This window comes from Parerythrobacter jejuensis (assembly GCF_039536765.1).
Lineage (GTDB): Bacteria > Pseudomonadota > Alphaproteobacteria > Sphingomonadales > Sphingomonadaceae > Parerythrobacter > Parerythrobacter jejuensis.
In genome coordinates, this window is the sequence record NZ_BAAAZF010000001.1 from 2,530,489 (window position 1) to 2,553,734 (window position 23,246).

The following is a 23,246-nucleotide window of genomic DNA, read 5'->3' on the forward strand; positions in this document are numbered from 1 at the left end:
TGAGGGTCATCGTAAGGTTACCCGGCAAATAAGCGCGGCATGATTTTGCCGCTCCCTCTACGCTCCATCATGGTTGCGTCTGTCGCTCTCGGCCTTGCCGCCGGGCAGCCTGCATCTGCTCGCAGCGGAGAGTTCTCCGCATCAAGTCGCAGTGAATTGCCTGCTTACCTGCAGTGCGTGCCCTATGCCCGCGAAGTTAGCGGCATTCGCATTTTCGGTGATGCGCATACGTGGTGGGAGCAGGCTGCGAGCCGGTACCAGCGTGGCAACCAGCCCAAGGTTGGCGCCGTGATGGCGTTCAAGCCAAACGGCAAAATGCGCCTCGGTCATGTGGCTGCTGTCAGCCAAATCATCGATTCGCGCACTGTTCTGCTCGATCATGCCAACTGGTCGCCGATCAACGGCCGCCGTGGCCAGATCGAGCGTAATGTGCGGGCGATTGATGTTTCGCGAGCCAATGACTGGAGCCAGGTGCGCGTCTGGTATCATCCGCTGCAGGCTCTGGGTAAGACCGCATGGCCGGTCCACGGCTTCATCTATGGCAAGGGCAAGGTCAATCGCGCGCCATTCCGGCAGGAAAGCCGCCCGGCGGCCCCCGTCCGTATCGCAGTCAGCAAGGATCCGTCCAAGGCGTTTCTCAGCGCATTCTCTGGTCTTGGGCCGGCGAAGGCTACACGTCCTGCACCAGCGCGCCAGAATGTGAGCCAGCGCAATTCCTATCGCAAGGCACCACCTTTGCCGCCACGTGCCACTGCGACAGCATCGCGTGCACGCGATCCGTTTGCGGCCGTGCTGTCGAAATACGATTAAGCCTTAGCCCTGAGCAAGGCGTGAGGAACTTCAGGCTTTCGCGATGGGTGCGTCGTCGCCCAGATCTTCGAACCAGGCCTCGACCGGACCTTTGAGCTTGAGCGTCAGGGGTTGGCCCTTGCGGTCAACGGTCTTGCCCGCCTGCACGCGGACCCAGCCCTCGGAAATCGAATATTCCTCGATGTCCGTGCGTTGCTTGCCCTTGAACCGGATACCGACACCGCGCTGGAGCGCTTCGCCATCGAACGCGGCGTTGCGCGGATTGACCGACAGGTGATCGGGCGGGGTGTCTGCTGCAGTGGCAGCCTTGGGGGTGTCATTCTCGCTCATGGCGCTGGCCGATAAAGATGCCGGGCGCACCTGACAATATCATTTGATCGCGCAGCCAGCATTGACGGGGTTCAGGTCTCGTCCGGATGTTGCCCCGGATCGCCAATATCGGGGCTGGGCGGCTCGATCTCGTCGGGCCGCGGGTCGGGCTGAACCGGCGCCGGTGTAGTCGGTGTTTCAGGCGGTGCCGCGGGCTCGATCGTATCGGGACGCGGTTCGGGGGTAGTGGCCATGCGACTGCTCCTTGGGCAGGTCGCAACCATACCATTGTCAGCGAAGCGGGTCGAGCAGGCGCGATTGGCGCGCACTGATGCTTGCCCTTTGCCTCACATGGCATTAGAGGCGCGCGTTCAAACGCGGGCGGCTGCGGCTTCCCGCGCGACTTCGTTCGAGCTAGCGGGCGTGGCGGAATTGGTAGACGCGCTGGTTTTAGGTACCAGTATCGCAAGATGTGGGGGTTCGAGTCCCTTCGCCCGCACCAAACCGTCGCGGTTGGCTCATCGCACAATGAATTTGTCAGAAAGCGCAAAGACTTACCCATGCAGACCAAAGAGACCACCAACGAGGGCCTCAAGCGCGCCTATGAGTTGACGCTGACCGCCAAGGAAATCGATAACAAGATCGAATCCGAAGTGAAGAAGGTCGCGCCGCAGGTGCAAATGCCGGGCTTCCGTCCAGGCAAGGTTCCGGCCAATCTCGTGCGCAAGATGCATGGTGAGCAGCTTCACGCGCAGGTCCTCAACGATTCGATCCGCGAATCAGTGGATGAGCTGATGAAGGAAAAGGAACTGCGTCCAGCGATGCAGCCTGCCATCTCGCTCGATGAGAAATACGAGCAGGGCAAGGACGCGGTCGTTTCGGTCAGCCTTGAAATCCTGCCCCAGGTCGAAGCACCTTCGACTGATGGTCTCAAGCTGGAACGCCTGACAGTTCCGGTGTCCGATGAGGCTGTGATGGAAGCGATTGAGAACATCGCCTCGGGCAACAAGAGCTACAAGGACGCTGCGAAGTCGAAGAAGGCTGCCGATGGCGACCAGCTGATCATCGATTTCGTCGGCTCGATCGACGGTGTCGAATTCGAAGGCGGCAAGGCCGAAGATGCCCCGCTGGTGATTGGTTCGGGCACATTTATTCCAGGCTTCGAAGAACAGCTCCAGGGCGCCAAGACCGGTGACGAGAAAACCATCACGGTCACGTTCCCGGCCGAATACCAGGCCGAAAATCTGGCTGGCAAGGAAGCCCAGTTCGACGTCAAGGTGAAGCAGGTGAAGGTAGAGACCGACACCACGATCGACGACGAGTTCGCCACCAATCTCGGGCTGGAAAGCCTCGACAAATTGAAAGAACTGCTGCGCGGCCAGCTGGAGCAGGAAACCAACGGTCTGACCCGTACGCAAATGAAGCGTGCGCTGCTCGACCAGCTCGCTGCGGGCCACGACTTTGCCGTGCCGGAAGGCATGGTAGACGCCGAATTCGAACAGATTTGGGCCCAACTCCAGCAGGAAGCCCAGAACGAGGCTGATCCTGCCAAGGCCTTGAAAGAGATCGAAGCCGAGAAGGACGATTACCGTTCTATCGCCGAACGCCGCGTGCGCCTCGGCCTGCTGCTGTCCGAAATCGGCCAGGCCAACAATGTCGAGATTTCCCAGCAGGAAATGAGCATGCTGATGGCCCAGGCCGCCCAGCAATATCGCGAAGAGGACCGCGAGCGTTTCATGCAGTTCATCCAGCAGGACCCGATGGCTGCCGCCCAGCTGCGTGCTCCGCTGTATGAAGACAAGGTTGTCGACTTCCTGTTCGACAAGGCCGAGGTAACGGATCGTGAAGTGACGCGTGAAGAGCTCGAAGCTGCGATCGAAGCTGACGCCGAGGAAGAGAAGAAGCCGGCCAAGAAGAAGGCTGCCGCCAAAAAAGCACCTGCCAAGAAGGCCCCGGCCAAAAAGGCACCTGCGAAGAAACCTGCCGCCAAGGAAGACGCCAAACCGGCGGCCAAGAAAGCTCCGGCCAAGAAGCCTGCCGCGAAGAAAGCGCCAGCCAAGAAAGCCGCAGCCGACAAGAAGCCCGCAGCGAAGAAGGCACCTGCCAAGAAGCCTGCTGCAAAGAAGGCCCCGGCGAAGAAACCGGCAGCAAAAAAGTAACCCGGGCTCGCATCACCTGCTAGAAAAGGCCGCTCCTGCTTTTGCAAGGGCGGCCTTTTTCATGGATGGCAGGAGGTCGTCAGCCTTTTCGCTCGACTTCCAGTTTTTCCCGCTCCTTACGGGGAGCCAACGACGCCATCGCGCTGTCCTGGCCACGGTGGATATGGGCGCCTTCGCGTTCTACAAGCTGCATCAGCCACGCGCTGGAAATTCCGTGGATTATGATCGAAGCGAGGATCGCAAAGCTGACGGTGGCCCATAACACGTCGAGTTCCCCGAATTGTGCGTTGTTCTGGCCATAGGCCAGATAATAAATCGACCCCATTCCTCGAATGCCCAAGAACGCGACAGTAAGCTTGCCGAAGAAGGGCAGGTCACACTGGGATTCGGCGATCAGGCCGGCCATGGGCCGGATCACCAGGATCAGCGCAAAAGCAGTGGCGGCCATGGGCCAGGTCAGCGCATCGAGAACCCCGCTTGCGAGCATGCCGCCGAAAGCAAACAAGACAGCCACCAGGACGATCTTTTCGATCTGGTCGATGAAGTGGTGGCTGATCCGGTGATAGCGGCTGGCGTTCTCGCGCTGCCGCGCTGTCACTGCACCGACAAACACGGCCAGAAATCCGTATCCGTGAACAAGTTCAGCTGCGCCATAAGCAGTGAGCAACGTGCCCAAGACGATAAGCCCTTCCGAAGTAGAGTATTTTTGCGGTCCGTCGCCGTCCTCGCCGGTTTCATCCATTTGACGCTCGAAGACATACCAAGCGCCGGCGCGGCCGATCAACCAGCCCACCAATACCCCGGCCACCGTGCGCCAGATTACATCGATCGCGAACCACTCCACCGTCCAAGTGCCAAGCGCAGTCATCCCGACAGCTGCGATGGCCAGATAGGTGAAAGGGAATGCGAGCCCATCGTTAAGTCCGGCCTCTACTGTCAGGCTGAAGCGGACATCGTGGCGTTCCTCATTTCCCGGCGGTCCGACTTGAACGCTGCGCGCCAAGACCGGGTCGGTCGGAGCAAGCGCTGCGCCGAGAAGAATGGCGCTCGCCGGGGCAAGTCCCAGACCCCACCAACCAAGCAACGCGACTGCAATAATGGTGAGCGGCATTGCGATGACCAAGAGCGGCCAGATCTGGCGCCAATTGGCCCAGCTGACCGGCCGATCAATGGCAATGCCTGCGCCTGCGAGTGAAGCGATGACGATGAATTCCGTGACATATTCCAGTGTTACGCCATCGAGCATGTCACCGGCCGGATTGATCGATGGCAGCCCGAGCGGGAGCGAAAAGGCTGCATAACCGAGCGCAACGTAGAGAATGGGGAGCGAAAGGTATTTACCGGCAAGCCACCGTTCGAGGCCGACCGAAAGAACCAGGCCGAGCCCGAAGAGCAAAAGTGCGATCAGGCGAGGATCGGAATCGAGCACCGTCATCCCTCAACCCCACTTAGCGCGCGGGCTGCCAGCGGGTGAATGTGGGCACGGGTAGCTGTGCCGTCCGTGCCTTTTCATAGGCGCGGCCAGCTTTCAGAACGGCGTGATCCTGCCATTTGGCCCCGATGATCGAGAGGCCAACCGGTAGCCCTTCGATATGGCCCATCGGGACGGTCAGGTGCGGATATCCGGCCACGGCGGGCGGCGTGCCGAAGCCGATACTGCCGTTGAAATTGTCCCCTACTACCAGATCGCTGACCCAGGCCGGCCCCCGGGTTGGCGCAACCAGGAACTGGACATTGTACTGTGCCAGAAGGGCGTCGATTGTTTCCTTGCCCGCGATCCTGATCGCCTTGGAACGGGCAGTCTCATAGGCTTCACGATCTGTCGTCCGCTCGGCAGTCTGGAAGATGCCCTGGCCAAACCAACGCATTTCCGCATCAGCGTTGGCCTCGTTAAAGGCAATCAGGTCGGCGAGCGAGCGGGGCAAGCCATCGCCCGGCAGGCTCCTCAGGTATTTGCCCATTTCTTCACGCAGTTCGAACAGGAGGACGGTGAAGCTGGCACCGTAGACTTCGGAATCGATATCGAATGCAATGTCGACCAGTTCTGCGCCGGCGGTTTCCATATCGGTCAGCGCCTGGTTGAATACAGCTTCGACATCATCACGATTGCCAACCTGGTTTCGCATCACTCCGATCCGAACCCCCGCAAGCGAGGCGTTCTCCAGACCGGCGGTGAAATCGACTTTGCGCGCGTCTGCTTCTGTGGTGGCATCATCGGCCGGATCGCTGCCGGAGATCGCATTCATCAGCATGGCCGCGCTGGCCACGTCACGGGTCATCGGGCCGGCGGTGTCCTGTGTGCTGGAAATCGGCACCACATGGGTGCGGCTGACGAATCCCACCGTCGGCTTGAACCCGACAACACCATTGATGCTGGCCGGGCAGGTTATCGACCCGTTGGTTTCGGTACCAATCGCGGCCCAGGCAAATCCGGCCGCAACCGCTGCGCCGCTGCCAGAGGAAGAGCCGCAGGAATTGCGATCGATCGCATGGGGATTGCGGGTCAGCCCGCCTACCGCGCTCCAGCCGCTGGTGGAGGCATTGTCGCGGATATTGGCCCATTCGGAGAGGTTGGCCTTGCCCAGGATTACCCCGCCTGATGCACGAATGCCCGCAACGAGCGGTGCATCACGACCGGTACGGTTCGCCGCCAGGGCAAGACTGCCTGCGGTCGTCGGCAGCTCGCGCGTTTCAATGTTGTCCTTGATCAACACAGTTCGGCCACCCAGCGGCAGGCCAGCGCTTTCGGCGGCGCGCGCTTCGTCGGGCGCATCGGGATTGACGGCAATCACCGCATTGAGCTGGGGCCCGCCATCGTCGAAGATTCTGATACGCGACAATTGCTCCAGCGCGCGCGTCTCTGCCGCGCTGGCCGGGCCGGGGCTGATGGCAACGGTCTCTTGAGCCATCGCAGGGGCGGCAGCAAAGGTGAGGGCGACAAGCGAAGTGAGCGTTTTCATGCCCGGCACACTGCCAGCCTGTTGCGCGGATGCAAGCGCGGGTTAGAAATTCCCGCTCACGCGGAAGCGGAAGATCGGCCCAATGCGACGGTCTGCCGCTTCCACGAATTGCACCGGGGTTTCCGTGCGAAAGCCGTCATAGACTGTGCGGTCGAACAATACGCGCCCACCCAGCAAATTGCCGGCAAGCGCTTGTATGGTCAGGCCGAAGACATCCTTATGCTCGACAAAGAGCCAAGCGAAGGTTGGACCGTCCTGGTCGCGTCCGACCTCCGCAGTGCGGAAATAGGGGCGGGACCGGTTGTATTCGAATCCGCCGCCATAGGCGAAATTGGTCCCCGGTATGTCGTGCCGGAAATCCACTTCTGCTTCCCGATCGCGCCCGCGCGAGAAATCGCGCAGCTGGCCGGTCAGCGGATCGCGCACCTCGCCCTCTTCATATTCGAAGCGGATATCGAACTGCGCGCCTTTCCAGCCGATCGGGTCCATCCGCAGTGTGGTGTTCCATTCCATTTCGGTTCGGCGCGCGGTGGGGATGTTGCCGCGCGATTCTCCGCCGCCGATTAGCGGGACGATATCGATAATGTCCTCGATCCAGCGCTGTTCGAACATGAAAGTGGTCGAGCCCCAGTCACCCAAGGACTTGTTGAATTCGACTGTCGCCTCCCAGGTCTGGGAAGGGACCAATTCATTGTTGCCGGCATTGGCGTTCTCGTTGTCCAGAAACACACGGGCGAGGAAATCACCAAAGGAGAGTTGGCCTACGCGGCGCTCCATCCCGACCGTGATGTCGAATCCCTTGCCGTTATTCCATGCCAGCGAAACCGAACCCTTGGGCCGGGCGAAGCTGCGCTGGTTGGCTGCGCTGCCAGTCTGTTTGAGGGTCGAAAACTCGTAAGCGCCGGTCGCTTGCAGGCTGAGCCTGTCAGTCAGTCCCTTGCTGAAACTGGCGGCAATCTCGTAGCGGTCTTCTTTGACGCCGCCGGTTCCTTCAGGGAAATCAATCGCGGCAAATTCGCCCTGGGGATCCAGCTCGAACAGGCCAGAGACGCGATCGAGCCGGTTGAAGGCAGCCTCTCCCGAGACTTGCCAGTCTGCATCAAGGAGCGGGAAGTTGTATTCGGCGCGCGCGATCCGTTCGCCAGAGCCGTCGAGGCGCGTGAAGCGGCTGCCGGTCGACAGCAAGGCAGGATCGTCAAAATCGCTGATAACGCCCTGGGAGAAATCCTCGTTATCGTAGGACTCCACGCCGATCAGCTTCAACTGGCCCGCCCCGACCGGGAAAGTTATGTCGCCGCTGATCTCGTACTCGTACCCGTCTTCGCGGGTGCGGATAGCCCGCAGGTTGGGGAGGATCAGCGGGCCCGATATCGCCTCGTCCTGATTGCGACGGAAATAGCTCCGCGCGTAGGAGAGGTTGAGAGTGGCAGTAATTTCATTTCCGAAATCATAGCCGAGATTGGCCGTCAGCGTCGGCTTGTCGAACGCCCCGACAAAGACGGTCTCCTCTTGTTGCAGGAGCGTGCCGGCCCCATCGACGATTACGGTCGGCCCCTCCGCGCCGAAGCGGTTATTGTCATTCTGCAAAGCAAGAGTGAAGTTGAGATCGCCTGTCGTGCCCGCAACCGAGATTTCTCCGCCATACCATTCCGGATCGACGGCCGTAGTCCGGAACCGGGCTTTCCAATTGAACGTGCCCGAAATGCCGGCCAGGTCCACAATCACATTGGCGACCTGGCCAGACAGGCCGGGCAGGTCGAGGCTGGTGCCATCGACGATTTCGATCCGCACGACGTCGCCTGCGGGAATACGTTGCAGTTGGTCACGGACGCTGTCGCTCTTGCTCGAAAGCCGTTCCCCGTTAACCAGCACATTCTGGTCTGCCTGGCCGAGCCCGCGCGACCCGCCACCTCCGCCGCCATTGATGCGAAAGCCGGGGACTTCGTCCAGCATATCGAGGGCATTGCGGGGTGAGACCCGTTCGAAGTAGGCCGGTTCGTAAACCTGCCCCTGCGTCGTGCGGGCAACCGACCCCTGAATCGTCTGATCGTCTTCAGGGGCGGTTTCCGAGTCCTGCGCGTAAACGGGAACCGGGCTAAGGCCCAGGGTGCCAGCGAGAAGGCCACAGATTTTCAGGCATTTGGGTCGCAAGAGGTGCAGTCCGCGCGAAGTAATGGGGGATCGGCCTATTGACTGGCCAATACGGTTACAAAAGTAATCATCGACCGATGGTTCCCGCTGGCAGACCAATTGCATGCAATTTTCGCAATTCGCGGCAGGCCGTGGCTGTTCACAGTCGAAGGGTTAAGGGGGTTGAACATCGCCCCGCCACTCGCGACATAGGCGGTCACTGCATTTACGAGAGGAAACTCCCCCATGATCGATCTGTCCGAACAGCTTGGCGAAACCTACGGTGCCCAAGGCCAGTTCACGCGCGATCCGCTGACCGGCGCCCTGGTGCCGATGGTGGTCGAACAAACCAGCCGCGGCGAGCGCAGCTTCGACATTTTCAGCCGCCTGCTGCGCGAACGCATCGTTTTTGTTACCGGCCAGGTCGAAGATGGCATGGCCTCGCTGATCACAGCACAGTTGCTGTTTCTGGAGAGCGAGAATCCGTCCAAGCCGATCAGCATGTATATCAACTCGCCCGGCGGCGTGGTGACGGCCGGCATGGCGATCCATGATACGATGCAATACATCAAGCCACGCGTTTCCACCGTGTGCATGGGGCAAGCTGCTTCGATGGGTTCTTTCCTGTTGGCTGCGGGCGAACCCGGAATGCGGATCGCATTGCCCAATGCGCGGATCATGATCCACCAGCCATCGGGCGGTGCCCGCGGGATGGCATCCGATATCGAGATCCAGGCACGCGAGATCCTGCGCATCAAGAAGAGCATGAACGATCTCTATGTGAAATATACCGGCAAAAAGCTGGACGAGATCGAGAAGGCAATGGACCGCGACACTTTCCTCGAAGCCGAAGAAGCGATGAAGTTTGGTCTGGTCGACAAAGTCTTTGAAACCCGTCCGGAATCGGATGGCGAAAAGGATGAAAAGGGCTCTGGCGGCGCGCCCGAGTAACCTTTTCACTAAGGAATTGCGCGTGTCCCGCCCCGTGGTGGGACATGCTATCGCAATAAGTGGGAAACCTTGACCTTTCAGCCGGGGTCAAGCTCCCTCACTTATACGGCAATGGTTGTAATACCAGCCATGGACGATACATTCCGACGAATCCCTGCGGTTGGCGGGGCGAAGGGTCGGGAAGCCTAGGATATGACGAAATTGAGCGGAACGGATAGTAAAAGTACGCTGTATTGCAGCTTCTGCGGCAAATCTCAGCACGAGGTCAGGAAACTGATCGCCGGCCCGACCGTGTTCATCTGCGATGAATGCGTGGAACTGTGCAACGATATCATCCGCGAAGAAACCAAGGCCGGGCTGACCGGTCGCAAGGAAGGCGATGTTCCGGCACCGTCTGAAATCTTCGGTACGCTCAATGATTATGTGATCGGCCAGGATCGTGCCAAGCGCACGCTCTCCGTCGCGGTTCACAATCACTACAAGCGCCTCAAGCACTCCGCCAAGGCGGGTGATGTAGAGCTTGCCAAATCCAATATCCTGCTGGTCGGCCCGACCGGTACCGGCAAGACGCTGTTGGCCCAGACGCTGGCGCGCACTTTCGATGTGCCGTTCACCATGGCCGACGCGACGACTTTGACCGAAGCGGGCTATGTCGGTGAAGATGTTGAGAACATCATCCTCAAGCTGCTGCAGGCTTCTGACTACAATGTCGACAAGGCGCAGCACGGGATCGTTTATATCGACGAGATCGACAAGATTACCCGCAAAGCGGAAAACCCCTCGATCACGCGCGATGTGAGCGGCGAGGGCGTCCAGCAGGCCCTGCTCAAGCTGATGGAAGGCACCACCGCCAGTGTTCCGCCGCAGGGCGGGCGCAAGCATCCGCAGCAGGAGTTCCTGCAGGTCGACACAACGAACATTCTGTTTATTTGTGGCGGCGCCTTTGCGGGTCTGGACAAGATCATCGCGGATCGTCTGCAGAAGCGCAGCATCGGTTTTGGCGCGCATGTCGCCGACCCGGACAAGCGCCGCATCGGCGAGTTGCTGGAGAAGAGCGAGCCGGAAGATCTGCTGAAATTCGGCCTGATTCCGGAATTCGTCGGTCGTTTGCCGGTGATCGCCACGCTGCATGATCTCGATGTCGATGCCTTGGTCACGATCCTGACCGAACCGAAGAACGCCATCGTCAAGCAGTATGGCAAACTGTTCGAGCTCGAAGATGTCGAACTGACCTTCACTGACGAAGCGCTCAAAGCCATTGCCGAGCGCGCAATCAAGCGCAAAACCGGCGCCCGTGGCCTGCGCTCGATCGTGGAGGGCATGTTGCTCGATACAATGTTCGACCTGCCTGATCTCGATGATGTCAGTGAAGTGGTTGTCGATGCCGACGTGGTCGAAGGTCGCAAGGAACCCGTGCGCGTCGTCTCCAACGATGATGACGGCAAGAAGGAAGCGGCGGCTTAAGGCATGCCTGGCATCTTCGCACTGGCGGTGATGCTCCTGGCAATTCTCGCCTTGTGCGGTTCGGCCCTTTGGACTGATCGCCATTACCAGCGGTTCGACCAGATTCCTGCGCATTACGATTTTCGCGGTAAGGCGACACGCCTTGCCCCGCGCACCACAATGGCCTGGCTTCTACCTGGCATCATGGTGGCGATGCTGCTCGGATTTCTCATCCTGCTCACCGTTATTCCCGCGGAGCTTCAGAATGGGGACCCGTCTTCAGGGTTGATCCTCATGAGCGTGATATTCGTTCTCACACAGGGTCTTATCCTCTGGTTGCTGCACCGTTGGGCGCGCGCTCAGGCTTAGCGTTCTAGCGACCTCGGTTACGGGTGAGGTCACGGCACGCAATACGTGCTGCAATCGTCTCTAAAAGCACAAAACCCCGCCTGGCAGGAGGACGCCAGGCGGGGTTCATTGTGCGCAGCCAGTTACCTATGGGGGATGGCGATGGCTGCGGGCCTGAGCTGAAGGGGATCAGCCCGGCAGGAAAACGCCGTCTGTGACGTGGATCACGCCATTGCTGGTATTCACATCGGCCTGGGTGACTGCGGTAGCGCGGCCTGCGCCATCGGTGATCACGATATTGTTGCCCGAAAGGCGCGCGGTCAGTTTGTTGCCAGCCAGCGTCGTAATTTCGAAGCTGCCATTATGGCGCTGGATCGCTGCCGTCAGATCGGCTGCCGATACCCGGCCGTCGACAACGTGATAGGTCAGGATGCTGGTCAGCGTGCCCTTGTTTTCCGGCTTCACCAGATTGGCCACGGTGCCATCGGGCAGCTTGTTGAAGGCAGTGTCGGTCGGCGCGAACACCGTGAACGGCCCGCCTGTTGAAAGCGTACCGCCCAGATCGGCGGCGGTAACAGCAGCGACCAGCGTGTTGTGGACCCCGGTGCTTTGCGCGGTCTGGACAATGTTCGGCTGCGATGCGGCGCGGTTGGTGTGATGGGCCATGGCCGGCTGGCTCAGGGCAATTGCTCCGCCGCCCAGCATGGCGATGGCGGATACAGCGGCGAGGGCATTCTTGGTGATGGACATTGGTATTCTCCTCAAACTCAGCCAACGGCCCCGTCCTGCCTGGCATGTGAGAAGATACGGACGCATCCGAGGCGCGGATGCATCGGATGCGAAACTTTTTTCGGCAGGAGCCTAGATGGCCGAAAATTCGCCGCTGGCGACAACCGGGCCTGCGTCGCCCCCGGGTACTGCACCGCCCAGGGGTTCGCGCGTCAAGACGAGCTGCGATCCATCTGCCAGTTGCGCAGCGAGAGCGTCGTCGAGGCTCGATTTGCGAACCTCACCCGGCGCGACCAAACCGAGTGATTGTGCTGCACCCTCCGCCGGAACGACCCACAATTCATGATCATGCACGCCATCTGCGGCCAGACCCGTCGCGGAAACCAGCAATTCCTGCTGCCCAGCCAAGTACGTCACTTCGAGACGGAGCCCGCTATCACCGACCGGAATGGAAGATACCAGCGGAGCCTGGGCAATCTGAGGTTGATCGACAGGCGCTGGATTGGAACCACCGGGCAAAGCGAGGAAAGCCAACGCCAGGGCTGCTGCAGCCGATGAAATGCCCGTGGCCCATTTCCACCGGGCCAGCCGTTTTTCGAAAGCGACGACATTGCTGGCAATATCGGATGGTTCGTGGGTCGCTCCAGCCAACTCCGCTTCAATTTTCGCCCATAAATCCGAACGTGGCGTAGCGGGGCTGATATCGTCGAGGAGCGGCCCGAGCTCGCTTTCCCAGCGCGTGACCTGGGCCGCAAAGCTGGCATCGCTGGCCTGCAGGCCACGGGCGCGCAGCAGGTCTTCCCCTTCGAGGAGACCCATGGCGTATTCCGCAGCAAGGCGTTCGGTGTCGGTCATGATGGATCGGTTTCGAGGCAGGCTTTCAATTTGGCAAGGCCGCGGCGGATGCGGCTCTTCATCGTGCCGAGCGGTGTATCGGTGGATTCGGACAGTTCAGCATAGGTCTGCCCCTCCAGAAAGGCACTACGGATGGAGGACTGTGTCGGTTCTTCGAGGGCGCCGAGGCAATGGTGAATGCGTGCCGATTGTTCTGCATCTTCCAGTAAGGCATCGGCCCTTGGCTGCACGTCAGCAACATCGGAAGCCTCTTCCACTGGCACCGCGCCTTTGCGCACTTTGCCCGTGCGCAGGCGATCCACCGCGCGGTTGCGGGCGAAGATAGCGAGCCAGCTGATCGGGCTGCCGCTGCTGGGATCGTAGCGGTCGGCCCGGCGCCAGAGCGTGAGATAGACGTCCTGCAATGCGTCCTCGGCTTCCTTGCGGTCATTCAAGATACGCAGGCAAATCCCGAAAAGTTTCGCATGGGTCGCAGTATAGATTTCGCCCAGGGCAGACCGGTCGCCTCCGGCCAGCCGGATCATGGCAGCGCGCAGGGCCTCACGCGCGATGTAGGCTGGATCGTTACTCAACAGCCGCCGCCGCAATTGGCATCGCGCTCGATCTGGATAGTGGCATGATTGATGCCGAAGCGTTGCTTCAGCTCGGTCGAGAGCTGCGACAGGAATGTATCGCCAGTCTCGCCTTCAGGTACGACCAGATGGGCAGTCAGCGCGGTTTCTGTCGTGCTCATCGGCCATATATGAAGGTCGTGCACCAGGGTGACGCCGTGCTGCCCGGACAGGAAGCTCTCCACCTCGGTCTCGCAGATACCGTCCGGCACCGCGTTGAGGCCCATCTTGATGCTGTCTTTCGCCAGCCCCCAGGTGCCCCAGCCGATTACGGCAACAATCACCAGGCTGGTCAGCGGGTCGACCCACACCATTCCGGTCAGCAGGATTACAATACCTGCAACCACCACTCCGACCGAAACCAGTGCGTCAGCTGCCATATGCAGGAAGGCGCCGCGGATATTGATATCGTCCTGCCCCTTTACGAATAGCAGCGCGGTCGCGGTGTTGATGATCACCCCGATCCCGGCGACGATAATCATGGTCCAGCCCTCGACTGGGGAAGGGTCTAGCAGACGATGGAAGGTCTCGAACAGGATTGCACCGATCGCGACAAACAAGAGCGCCGCATTGGCGATCGCGGCGAGAATGGTCGAACTCTTGTAGCCATAGGTGAACCGGCCCGAGGGCGGCTTCTTCGCAGCGACTGCCGCAGCCCAGGCCAGCAGCAAGGCCATCACATCGGAAAGGTTGTGCCCGGCATCGGCCACCAGCGCCATCGATCCCGACAGAAAGCCATATGTCGCCTCGACAATGACAAAGGCGGTGTTGAGGACAATCCCGATCAGGAAGGCACGGCCAAAATCCTTGGGCGCATGTGAATGGCCATGGCCATGGCCCTGACCATAATCATGGTTATGCCCGTGACTGTGGCTGTGCGTATGGTGGTGTCCCGCGCCCATCGTTTTCACTGATAAACGCAGGAATCCAATCCGTCACGCCGGACCACCCCGATACGCGCGGTTATTGTGTTGCCATGGCGACGCAGCCAACCCGAAGGGCTTACGACCGCGCGTTGCTTCGGCAAGGGCAATGCCACCGCCATACGAGCGGCTTCAGCGGGTGTCAGATTGGCCGCAGACTTGTTGTAATAACGCTGGGCCCCGGCCTCTGCGCCATAAGTGCCGATGCCTGTCTCTGCGACATTGAGATAGACTTCCATGATCCGGCGCTTGCCCCAGATCTTCTCGATCAGGAACGCAAACCAGGCTTCGAATCCCTTGCGGACATAGCCGCCACCCTGCCACAGAAACACGTTCTTGGCGGTTTGCTGTGTGATCGTGGAACCGCCCCGGATGCGGCCACCGCGCGCATTGCTCGCGGCAGCGGCGGCAATCGCTTCGGCATCAAAACCGCCATGCTCGCAAAATTTGCCATCTTCCGCAGCGATAACGGCCCGTACCATGTCGCGATCGATATCGGACAGGGGCTCCCAATCCTTGGTGATTGCATTCTCGTCCATCAGCATCGTCGCAGTCACCGGCACCGGAACGAACTTGAACAGCACGACCAGCACCAGACTGAGCGCGATGAAGGCGAGTATGATCTTGGCCAGCAGCTTGGCAATCCACAGCATTGCTATCCGATAGCATTGCTGCGAGCGAGTGCAATTGACTGCGAGACGAAGTCACCACAAGGCGCAGTTATGATTATCGTGGTCGAAGGGATCAGCGCGGTCGGCAAGACGACCTATGCGCGCCAGTTTGGCGAAGGGCGCTGGTTGCCGGAAATACCGGCGAAAGCTGAGCGGCCTCCTTATGATGCCCCGGCTGAAGACCACGCGCAGTTCTGGGCTGACCACAATAGTCGGCGGTTCCAGATGGCACTGGAGATCGAAAAGGCAAACGGCTTCGTGGTTTGCGACACCGACCCGCTCAAGATCCATTACTCTTGGTGCATGGAGCAAGCGGGCTTTGATTGGCCCGACAGATTCGACAGTGCCCGCGTGCCTGTTCGTCGGGCGATTGCGGAACGCAGATTGGGCTTTGCCGATCTGTATCTGGTGAAGACGGTCGAGCCAGCCGTCGCGCGACGACAGAAAGAGGGCGATCAGACTCGGCGGCGTGGCAACTTTGATCAACACCTGGCCCTCCAGCCTCATTTGATGGCTTGGTTCGCAGCAATGTCGGATGTTCTCCCCGGATTGGTCAAATGGAGTTTCCCTGTTTCGGAAGACGTCATGGCTACCGCTACTGCCAGCTCGAATAATCCCGGGTCTCACCGGTTCGACGCCTCGGTCTTTGATGCCCTGGTTTCGCGACTGGATCGCTAGAATGGTCAGACTGTTTGGCCTTGGCTATATCGATCAATCATGAGCGAGATTGCATTCTTTGACGAAGCCCTTGATCCGGCCTTTGCGCGCGCCCTGGTATTGGACGCACGGCGCCAGCTGGACCAAGGATCGCGCGAATGGTTCACCAATTTCACCTGGTCCGAGAAGATCAGGCGGGCCAGCCATCCGGTGCTGATCCGCACCTACGACCCGCGCCAGGTGGCGATGATATGTCAGCAGCTGGAGGCCAAGGGTGTTATCGAACCGGGCCACGAATGGCGCGTCACCAACACCGCCTGGACGCGCCTGGCCTATATCCCCTGGCACAATGACACCAAACATGCCGAGGCCGTGACCGTCTATCTCAACGAGGAGTGGGATCCGGACTGGGGCGGGCTGTTTTTATGGCGGGATGGCGCGAATGGGGCGATTCACGCCAAGGAACCGCTATTCAATACTGCTTTACGCAATTCGGGGGCGGTGCTTCACGCAACCACCCCCGTCATGCTTGATGCGCCGGAGCCGCGCTTTACAGTGCAGCTATTCCGGCAGGATCGGGATTAGGCCCCGGCTGGCATCAGCCGGTCGCCTGCGATCCGCTGCATCGCCTTCTGCAGTTTTTCAAACGCGCGCACCTCGATCTGACGGATGCGTTCGCGGCTGACATCGTAGACCTGCGAAAGCTGTTCCAAGGTCTGCGGGTTTTCCGTCAAACGACGCTCGGTCAGGATGTGCTGTTCCCGCTCGTTGAGCGCGTCCATAGCCTCCACCAGCATCTCATGGCGAACTTCCGCTTCCTGTGCTTCGGCAACGGTCTCGTCCTGCAAGGGACGATCATCGGTCAGCCAGTCCTGCCATTCGCCAGAACCGTCTTCGCCATTGCGCATCTGCGTGTTCAGCGATCCGTCACCGCCCATCATCATGCGGCGGTTCATATTGATCACTTCCTGCTCGGGTACGCCGAGATCGGTTGCGATCTTCGCCACATCATCGGGATGCAGGTCTGAATCTTCGTAAGCGTCGAGCTGCTTCTTCATCCGGCGAAGGTTGAAGAACAGCTTCTTCTGCGCTGCGGTGGTGCCCATTTTCACAAGGCTCCAGCTGCGCAGGATGAATTCCTGCATGCTCGCCTTGATCCACCACATCGCATAAGTCGCGAGGCGGAAACCGCGATCGGGCTCGAATTTCTTTACGCCCTGCATCAGGCCGACATTGCCCTCCGAAATGAGGTCGCTGACCGGCAGGCCGTAACCGCGATAACCCATCGCAATCTTGGCCACGAGGCGCAAATGGCTGGAAACCAGCTGTGCGGCCGCATCCGGGTCTTCATGTTCGGCATACCGCTTGGCGAGCATATATTCCTGCTCGGCGGTGAGAACGGGGTATTTCTTGATTTCCGACAAATAGCGGTTGAGGCTCTGCTCTCCGCCCAGTGCGGGAATGGCTACTGCCTTGGTTTTACTCACTTCTTCCCTAACCTTTCTAGCGTCGACCCAAAGTGCCGGACCCCTGATGGGCATCCGTGCGGGCGGGCCACGTGGTTACATATAGACTGCTCTTTTCGGATTTGCAGTGCTGTTCACCATATCAACGCATGGTTTCGTCGATTAGTTCCTGCATATCGGCGGGTAAATCCGCGGTAAATGCGACCCTTTGTCGCGTTACGGGATGCTCGAAACCGAGAGTCGCTGCATGCAGGGCCTGTCTTGCGAATCCCATGTCCTTGAGGAGCGGCCTGAGGCGCTTTGGATCTCGCCCGTAAACCTGATCTCCTACTAGCGGATGGCCGATTGATGCACAGTGAACGCGAACCTGGTGGGTTCTACCGGTTTCCAGCCGACATTCGATCAAGGCGCATTCCTCGAGCTTCTTGAGAGTCTTGTAGTGCGTAACGGCATGTTTGCCACGCGAGGAATCCTTGGCCAGCACGGCCATTTTCTTGCGGTCGCGGTCGCTGCGACCCAGCCGCGCCTCGATCGTTCCTTCTGCAGGCAGCGGGTGGCCGGCACAGACGGCGTGATAGCGCCGCTCGATCGAGTGGTCAGCGAACTGCGAAGCAAGCCCTTCATGCGCCGCATCAGTCTTGGCGACGACCAGCAAGCCCGACGTGTCCTTGTCGATGCGATGGACAATACCGGGCCGCGCCACACCGTTGATGCCCGAAAGCTGACCCCGGCAATGGTGCAGCAGCGCGTTGACGAGCGTGCCATCCTGGTTCCCGGCGGCGGGATGCACCACCATGCCTGCTGGTTTGTTGACCACTAGCAGGTGTTCATCCTCGAAGACGATGTCGAGTGGGATATCTTGTGGTTGCGCTGTGGGTTCGACGGCCGGCGGCACGGCGATGGCAAATGTCTCGCCTCCGGTGACTTTGGCAGAGGGGTTCGTGGCTTGCTTGCCAGCGACCTTTACGGCGCCGTCTGCCATCAGGCCTTTGATCCGTTCTCGCGACAGGTTTGACGCTTGTGCCAACGCCTTGTCGAGGCGGCCGGGCACCGCAATTTCTCCAGAGATGATTTCCCGTTCTGACATGCTAGGGTCATGGGAGATGCCCATCGAAGTCTCAAGCCAATTGATCGAATTGCTCCGGCTGGAGGCGGACCGGACTTACCCTGAGGAATGCTGCGGCATCCTGTTGGGGCAGGGCGGCCGCTTGACCGGGATACAGCCTACGCGCAACGTGCATGCGAGCCCGACAACGCATTTCGAAATCGACCCCCAGACCCTGATCGACTGCCATCGCACGGCCCGGCACGGCGGACCACAGGTGATGGGGTATTTCCATTCTCATCCGACCACCGCGCCGCGCCCGTCTCCGACCGATGCAGCGATGGCCCCTGGCGACGGAATGGTCTGGGCCATTGTCGGCAGGAACCAGATCAAATTGTGGCGAGATGAACCCTCTGGATTTGCCCCTCTGTCCTACACCATCGTGGGGATCTAGGCCCGTGCGCGATGCCCATACGCCAGCGCCATTTCGACATTGTTTTCACAGGCGGGTGGCGAGACCGGTTTTTTGGTTTAGAACCCTGTTCCAGGTGTTCCATCGAGTAGGATTTGAACCGCGACCATGCATGATAACGACGCCGTAACCCTCGCCAGCCAGCTTTGCTCGCGCTTGTGTCATGATCTTCTCAGCCCGGTCGGCGCGCTGACCAATGGGCTGGAGCTTCTGGCGGACGAGGAAGACCCGGAAATGCGCCAGCGCTGTTTCGAATTGCTGGAGCAAAGCGCGAAGACGAGCGCAAACAAGCTCAAATTCTTCCGCTTGGCTTTCGGTGCTGCCGGTGGATTTGGCGAAAAGGTCGGAATCGAGGAGCCGAAGGCGGTAATCGAAGCGCTGGCCGAGGATGCCAAGCGCGTTGAAGTCAACTGGGCGCTTGCAGTCGATGCACTGCCCAAACCGGCAGTGAAGGTTCTCCTCAACTTTGCCCATATGGCGCTTGAGGCACTGGTGCGCGGAGGCACACTGGATATCGGGGCTGAGCGTCGCGACGGGGCGAGCGAAATCGTGGTCCGTGCCACCGGGCCCAAGATCGCATTCGATGCGACTGTCGGCAATGCACTGGAGGGGACCTTGCCCGAAGACGGGCTGAGCGGTCGTACCGCACCAGCGCATATGCTGGCTCTGTTGGCCGAGCAGGTTGGCGGCAATCTGCAATTCCAGCAGTCGGACGAAGCGTTGGTGCTGGGGGCGATGCTGCCCGAGGGATGAGCGAACTTGTTCATCATGAACGGCTGTCGCCCAACTGCAATGATCGCAAGCTGCCGATCAGCATGGTGGTGCTGCACTATACCGAGATGAAGCCGGTCGAGACCGCGTTCGAGCGGCTGTGCGATCCCGATGCCGGGGTCAGCGCGCATTACCTGATTACCGAGGAAGGCGAAGTGACCCGCCTGGTGCCGGAGGAGAAACGCGCCTGGCATGCGGGGGTTTCGTATTGGCGTGGTCACAAGGATGTAAATTCGGCCAGTATCGGCATCGAACTCGACCATCCCGGCCACGCGCTGGGCTATCGCGATTTTGCCGAAGCCCAGATCGACGCGCTGGTGCCGCTCTTGCACCGGATCGTGCAGCAATATGACATTCCGCGCGCCAATGTGGTGGCGCATTCCGACGTAGCGCCGGCCCGCAAGACCGATCCAGGTGAATTGTTCCCATGGGACCGGCTGGCAGAATATGGCCTGTGCCTGGCGAAGCCCGACAAGATCGAACAGGGTGACCCGTTCGACAATGACGCCGCCTTCTACCTCGCGCTCGAGCGGTTTGGGTATGACATCACGGATGGCCACAAGGCGGTGGAGGCGTTCCAGCGCCGATGGCGACCGGAATTGATTGACGGCAAGGTCGATTTCCAGATCCGCGCGATCTTGTTCCAGTTGCTGCTGGACCGCGACCGGGGTGTCTCGCGCTAAAGACTATAATCGAGGTTTTCGGGAGGATGGAATGAGAAACGTCGCGAGGCTGGCCATGGCGCCGCTGGTCGCTGCTTTGCTGGGCAATGCACCGCCGCAGGGTTCCGCGACCCAGGAAACAGCAACCCGAAACCAGGCGGTCGCCGCAAAATTGCCACTGGCAGACCAGGCCGACTTCGCGGATGCACGTAGAGGACTGCTGGCCCAGCACGATAGCGATATTCTCAATCCCGATGGCAGTGTTGCCTGGAGCGTGGATGCGTTCGATTTCCTTGCCAGTGAAGCTCCCGATACCGCCAATCCTTCGCTTTGGCGGCAAAGCCAGCTGGCTGCGATCCACGGCCTGTTCGAGGTCGTACCGGGGATATACCAGGTCCGGGGCTATGACCTGTCAGTCATGACCTTGATTGCTGGCAAGACCGGCTGGATCGTTATCGACCCGCTTCTTTCTGCAGCTCCGGCAAAGGCATCGCTCGAACTGGCCAACCGGACACTGGGTGAGAAACCAGTTGTGGCCGTGCTGTATACCCACAGCCATGCCGACCATTTCGGAGGCGTTCTTGGCGTAACTAGCAAGGAAGACCTCCAAAGCAGTAAGGTCGCTATCTATGCTCCCAACGGCTTTATGCGAGAGACCGTCGGCGAAAGCGTTCTCGCGGGCACTGCGATGGGCCGTCGTGCGCAATACCAGTTCGGCGCCAAGGTTCCTGTCGGGCCGGGCGGCGTGGTCGGAGTCGGGCTGGGTCCGAAGCTTTCGACCGGTGCGATCGGCTTGCTGCCTCCGACACGCGAACTTTCGACCGACGGAGAGACGCTCGATATCGATGGCATCATCTTTGAATTCATCGACGCGGGCCAGACCGAAGCGCCTGCTGAATTCGTATTCTACCTGCCGCAATTCCGCGCTTTGCACACCGCCGAGGTGGTCACACGGAATTTTCACAACATCCTGACGCCACGCGGGGCGATTGTGCGCGATAGCCTGGAATGGAGCCGCAAGATCGACGAGATCCTCACGCGGTTCGGCACCAAGAGCGATCTGATGCTGGCCTCGCATCACTGGCCGACCTGGGGTGCCGGCGAAGTGATGCGCAAACTGCGCAACCAGCGCGATACCTATCGATTCACTCACGATCAGACCCTGAGGCTTGCCAATCAGGGCAAGACGATGGACGAGATAGCGGTCGCGATTGGCGAGCCCGACTTCGCCGCCACGGATTTCGGCACGCGCGGATATTACGGGACCTTCCAGCACAATTCCAAAGCGGTCTATCAGCACTATTTCGGCTGGTGGAACGCGGTGCCGGCCGATTACGACGCCTTGCCCAAAGTGGAGGAGGCAAAGCGCTGGATCGATGCACTGGGTGGAGCCGATGTGGCGCTCGCCCAAGGCCGGGCGGCGTTCGAGGCGGGCGACTACCGATGGGCTTCGCGGCTCCTGCAGATGCTGGTCTTCGCCGATCCAGCCAATGAGCCGGGCAAGGAATGGCTCGCGGCCAGCTACGAACAGCTCGGGTTCCAGTCCGAGGGCGGTACCTGGCGCAATATCTACCTGTCGGCAGCGCAGGACCTGCGCGATCCACCCGATACCACCGCCTTGACGACGACGACCGCAGAAGTGCTGGCGGCGATCCCTACAATCGACTTGTTCAATTCGCTCGCCGCGCGGTTCAATCCGGCAAAAATGCAATCGCCAGAAGCTGTGCTGGCCTTTGAATTCAGCGACACGGGCGAAGCGATCACGGTCGATTTGCGCAAAAGCGTGCTGTTTCCGCGAAAAGGCGCGCCCGCAGATCCGGCGATGAAGCTGACGATTGCGCGCTCAGACATGAACCGGTTGCTGGCCCGGCAGGTGACCATTCCTGAATTGATCGGTGCCGGGGCGGCATCATTCGAAGGGAACCCCGGAGCGTTGCAGGCGATGTTTGCCGCGTTGGACGAGCCCGACCCGCTATTCGAAATTGTCGAACCTTGAGGACACGCGGTTTCGCCAAGGATCGGCCGTGATTTGCACTGCCCGGTTTGTTGGCGCATTCTGGCACGGTTAACTGGGAGGGTAATCACATGATGCGTAAACTGTGCGCCGAGGCATTCGGCACTTTCTGGCTGGTCTTTGGCGGCTGCGGCTCTGCCGTACTCGCCGCCGGATTTCCTGAATTGGGTATCGGCTTTGTCGGTGTTTCGATGGCGTTCGGTCTTACCGTCCTGACCATGGCCTATGCTGTCGGAGGCATCTCGGGCGGGCACTTCAATCCGGCAGTTTCGCTTGGTTTGGCTGTCGCCAACCGGTTCTCCTGGGGTGAACTGATCCCCTATTGGGCAGCACAGGTTCTCGGGGCATTTGCCGCCGGCCTGGCGCTCTTGATTATTGCGTCCGGCGCCGAGGGCTTCGTTGCTGGCGGATTCGCTTCCAACGGATTTGGCGATCTTTCACCGGGTGGCTATTCGATGCAGGCAGCCTTGCTGATCGAGATTATCCTCACGGCATTTTTCCTGATCGTGATCCTGGGGTCGACATCGGCGAAGGCGCCAGCAGGTTTCGCACCAATTGCGATTGGCCTGTGCCTGACCTTGATTCACCTCGTTTCGATCCCGGTCACCAACACATCCGTAAATCCTGCCCGTTCAACCGGCGTTGCTTTCTTCGCCGAGACGGGCGCGGCGGGGCAGCTGTGGTTGTTCTGGGTCGCGCCTCTGGTCGGGGCTGCCATCGGCGCCGTGATCTGGCGCTATCTGCTGTCGCCTGATGATACGCTCGAGAACATCGGCGGTGACGCGCAAGAGTAGGGCTTGCAGGTGCCGGGTTTCCTAAACCCGGCACCCACTCTATACGGGGCGAGCCAGGGGGCCGGGCAGCCGCGAGGAAACTCGAGGAAAGTCCGGGCTCCACGAAACGAGGGTGGCGGGTAACGCCCGCCGGGGGAAACCCCAGGGAAAGTGCCACAGAGAGTATACCGCCGATGGAGGTCGAGACCTCACAGGCATGGGTGAAAGGGTGCGGTAAGAGCGCACCGGGGGGCTGGCGACAGTCTCCGCATGGCAAACCCCACCCGGAGCAAGGCCAAATAGGGGCGGCGCGCCAATCTCTTCGGAGTGCGGCAGGGATGTTTTGTCCCGTGATCGCCCGGGTTGGCTGCTTGAGCGCGCAGGAGCAATCCTCCGCCTAGATGAATGGCTGCCCCTGCGGCGCTGGTCGAAAGATACCGGTTGCAGGACAGAACCCGGCTTACAGGCCCCCTGGCACCTGACGCAG

Annotated in this window: 24 protein-coding genes, 1 tRNA gene and 1 other RNA gene; 14 read left to right on the forward strand and 12 right to left on the reverse strand. The window is 60.2% G+C overall.

What is annotated here, in order from left to right; all coding sequences use genetic code 11:
• Nucleotides 1–39: 39 nt before the first annotated feature.
• A complete protein-coding gene (locus ABD653_RS12325) occupies nt 40–810 on the forward strand; it encodes a CHAP domain-containing protein (RefSeq protein WP_160778945.1) in 771 nt (256 codons plus the stop codon).
• Between the two features lie 30 nt (nt 811–840).
• Here the strand turns inward: ABD653_RS12325 and ABD653_RS12330 are convergent, their stop codons facing one another.
• Nucleotides 841–1,140, reverse strand: a complete 300-nt coding sequence (locus ABD653_RS12330; RefSeq protein WP_160778946.1) for a DUF3297 family protein — start codon at nt 1,138–1,140, stop codon at nt 841–843.
• Between the two features lie 71 nt (nt 1,141–1,211).
• On the reverse strand, nt 1,212–1,373 hold the full coding sequence (locus ABD653_RS12335; protein WP_199801108.1) for a hypothetical protein: 162 nt from the start codon (nt 1,371–1,373) through the stop codon (nt 1,212–1,214).
• Between the two features lie 163 nt (nt 1,374–1,536).
• On the opposite strand from ABD653_RS12335, the gene ABD653_RS12340 reads away from it, so the two are divergent.
• Nucleotides 1,537–1,621, forward strand: a tRNA-Leu gene (locus ABD653_RS12340).
• A 58-nt stretch (nt 1,622–1,679) separates the two neighbouring features.
• A complete protein-coding gene (gene tig / locus ABD653_RS12345; protein ID WP_160778947.1) occupies nt 1,680–3,278 on the forward strand; it encodes a trigger factor in 1,599 nt (532 codons plus the stop codon).
• Between the two features lie 79 nt (nt 3,279–3,357).
• Here the strand turns inward: tig and ABD653_RS12350 are convergent, their stop codons facing one another.
• Genes ABD653_RS12350 through ABD653_RS12360 form a run of 3 tightly spaced genes read right to left on the reverse strand, consistent with a single transcriptional unit; the run spans nt 3,358 to nt 8,494 of the window.
• Complete coding sequence (locus tag ABD653_RS12350; protein ID WP_199801109.1) at nt 3,358–4,713, reverse strand: cation:proton antiporter; 1,356 nt, start codon at nt 4,711–4,713, stop codon at nt 3,358–3,360.
• Between the two features lie 13 nt (nt 4,714–4,726).
• Entirely contained in the window at nt 4,727–6,238 is a 1,512-nt protein-coding gene (locus tag ABD653_RS12355; RefSeq protein WP_160778948.1) for an amidase, read from the reverse strand.
• Between the two features lie 42 nt (nt 6,239–6,280).
• Nucleotides 6,281–8,494, reverse strand: a complete 2,214-nt coding sequence (locus ABD653_RS12360; protein ID WP_160778949.1) for a TonB-dependent receptor plug domain-containing protein — start codon at nt 8,492–8,494, stop codon at nt 6,281–6,283.
• 120 nt (nt 8,495–8,614) lie between these two features.
• Between ABD653_RS12360 and ABD653_RS12365 the strand changes: the two genes are divergently transcribed.
• From ABD653_RS12365 to ABD653_RS12375, 3 genes are all read left to right on the forward strand, one after another.
• Entirely contained in the window at nt 8,615–9,319 is a 705-nt protein-coding gene (locus tag ABD653_RS12365) for an ATP-dependent Clp protease proteolytic subunit (protein WP_160778950.1), read from the forward strand.
• A gap of 192 nt (nt 9,320–9,511) precedes the next feature.
• Nucleotides 9,512–10,783 carry an ATP-dependent Clp protease ATP-binding subunit ClpX gene (gene clpX / locus ABD653_RS12370; RefSeq protein WP_160778951.1) on the forward strand — a complete coding sequence of 424 codons (1,272 nt, stop codon included), beginning with the start codon at nt 9,512–9,514 and terminating at the stop codon, nt 10,781–10,783.
• Between the two features lie 3 nt (nt 10,784–10,786).
• Nucleotides 10,787–11,131 carry a DUF1648 domain-containing protein gene (locus tag ABD653_RS12375; protein ID WP_160778952.1) on the forward strand — a complete coding sequence of 115 codons (345 nt, stop codon included), beginning with the start codon at nt 10,787–10,789 and terminating at the stop codon, nt 11,129–11,131.
• A 168-nt stretch (nt 11,132–11,299) separates the two neighbouring features.
• On the opposite strand, the gene ABD653_RS12380 is transcribed toward ABD653_RS12375, so the two are convergent.
• The 5 genes from ABD653_RS12380 to mtgA form a co-directional block, all read right to left on the reverse strand.
• Complete coding sequence (locus tag ABD653_RS12380) at nt 11,300–11,860, reverse strand: fasciclin domain-containing protein (protein WP_160778953.1); 561 nt, start codon at nt 11,858–11,860, stop codon at nt 11,300–11,302.
• A 111-nt stretch (nt 11,861–11,971) separates the two neighbouring features.
• On the reverse strand, nt 11,972–12,694 hold the full coding sequence (locus ABD653_RS12385) for an anti-sigma factor (protein ID WP_160778954.1): 723 nt from the start codon (nt 12,692–12,694) through the stop codon (nt 11,972–11,974).
• Nucleotides 12,691–13,266 carry a sigma-70 family RNA polymerase sigma factor gene (locus ABD653_RS12390; RefSeq protein WP_234032153.1) on the reverse strand — a complete coding sequence of 192 codons (576 nt, stop codon included), beginning with the start codon at nt 13,264–13,266 and terminating at the stop codon, nt 12,691–12,693. Before ABD653_RS12390 ends, ABD653_RS12385 begins: the two co-directional genes overlap by 4 nt.
• The gene (locus tag ABD653_RS12395; RefSeq protein WP_160780383.1) at nt 13,263–14,207 is read right to left on the reverse strand and encodes a cation diffusion facilitator family transporter; all 945 of its coding nucleotides are present in this window, start codon (nt 14,205–14,207) and stop codon (nt 13,263–13,265) included. Before ABD653_RS12395 ends, ABD653_RS12390 begins: the two co-directional genes overlap by 4 nt.
• A 5-nt stretch (nt 14,208–14,212) precedes the next feature.
• Nucleotides 14,213–14,881 carry a monofunctional biosynthetic peptidoglycan transglycosylase gene (mtgA, locus tag ABD653_RS12400; protein WP_160778955.1) on the reverse strand — a complete coding sequence of 223 codons (669 nt, stop codon included), beginning with the start codon at nt 14,879–14,881 and terminating at the stop codon, nt 14,213–14,215.
• Nucleotides 14,882–14,950: 69 nt separating this feature from the next.
• Here mtgA and ABD653_RS12405 point away from each other — a divergent pair, with 69 nt between their 5' ends.
• Nucleotides 14,951–15,577 (forward strand): hypothetical protein, encoded by a 627-nt coding sequence (locus tag ABD653_RS12405; protein ID WP_160778956.1) that lies wholly within the window; start codon nt 14,951–14,953, stop codon nt 15,575–15,577.
• Between the two features lie 39 nt (nt 15,578–15,616).
• Nucleotides 15,617–16,141: a 2OG-Fe(II) oxygenase gene (locus ABD653_RS12410; protein WP_160778957.1), complete on the forward strand. Its 525-nt coding sequence runs from the start codon at nt 15,617–15,619 to the stop codon at nt 16,139–16,141.
• On the opposite strand, the gene rpoH is transcribed toward ABD653_RS12410, so the two are convergent.
• A complete protein-coding gene (gene rpoH / locus ABD653_RS12415) occupies nt 16,138–17,043 on the reverse strand; it encodes an RNA polymerase sigma factor RpoH (RefSeq protein WP_325065384.1) in 906 nt (301 codons plus the stop codon). The two genes, ABD653_RS12410 and rpoH, sit on opposite strands and share 4 nt — an antisense overlap.
• Nucleotides 17,044–17,164: 121 nt before the next feature.
• Nucleotides 17,165–18,109: an RluA family pseudouridine synthase gene (locus ABD653_RS12420; protein WP_160778958.1), complete on the reverse strand. Its 945-nt coding sequence runs from the start codon at nt 18,107–18,109 to the stop codon at nt 17,165–17,167.
• 16 nt (nt 18,110–18,125) lie between these two features.
• Here ABD653_RS12420 and ABD653_RS12425 point away from each other — a divergent pair, with 16 nt between their 5' ends.
• The 6 genes from ABD653_RS12425 (at nt 18,126) to rnpB (ending at nt 23,238) form a co-directional block, all read left to right on the forward strand.
• A complete protein-coding gene (locus tag ABD653_RS12425) occupies nt 18,126–18,521 on the forward strand; it encodes a M67 family metallopeptidase (protein ID WP_160778959.1) in 396 nt (131 codons plus the stop codon).
• 126 nt (nt 18,522–18,647) lie between these two features.
• Entirely contained in the window at nt 18,648–19,292 is a 645-nt protein-coding gene (locus ABD653_RS12430; protein ID WP_160778960.1) for a histidine phosphotransferase family protein, read from the forward strand.
• Nucleotides 19,289–19,993 (forward strand): N-acetylmuramoyl-L-alanine amidase, encoded by a 705-nt coding sequence (locus ABD653_RS12435; protein WP_160778961.1) that lies wholly within the window; start codon nt 19,289–19,291, stop codon nt 19,991–19,993. Before ABD653_RS12430 ends, ABD653_RS12435 begins: the two co-directional genes overlap by 4 nt.
• A 31-nt stretch (nt 19,994–20,024) precedes the next feature.
• Complete coding sequence (locus ABD653_RS12440) at nt 20,025–21,968, forward strand: alkyl/aryl-sulfatase (RefSeq protein ID WP_160778962.1); 1,944 nt, start codon at nt 20,025–20,027, stop codon at nt 21,966–21,968.
• An 89-nt stretch (nt 21,969–22,057) separates the two neighbouring features.
• Nucleotides 22,058–22,780, forward strand: a complete 723-nt coding sequence (gene aqpZ / locus ABD653_RS12445; protein ID WP_160778963.1) for an aquaporin Z — start codon at nt 22,058–22,060, stop codon at nt 22,778–22,780.
• Between the two features lie 53 nt (nt 22,781–22,833).
• Nucleotides 22,834–23,238, forward strand: an RNA gene (gene rnpB, locus ABD653_RS12450) — RNase P RNA component class A.
• The last annotated feature ends 8 nt before the right edge of the window (nt 23,239–23,246 follow it).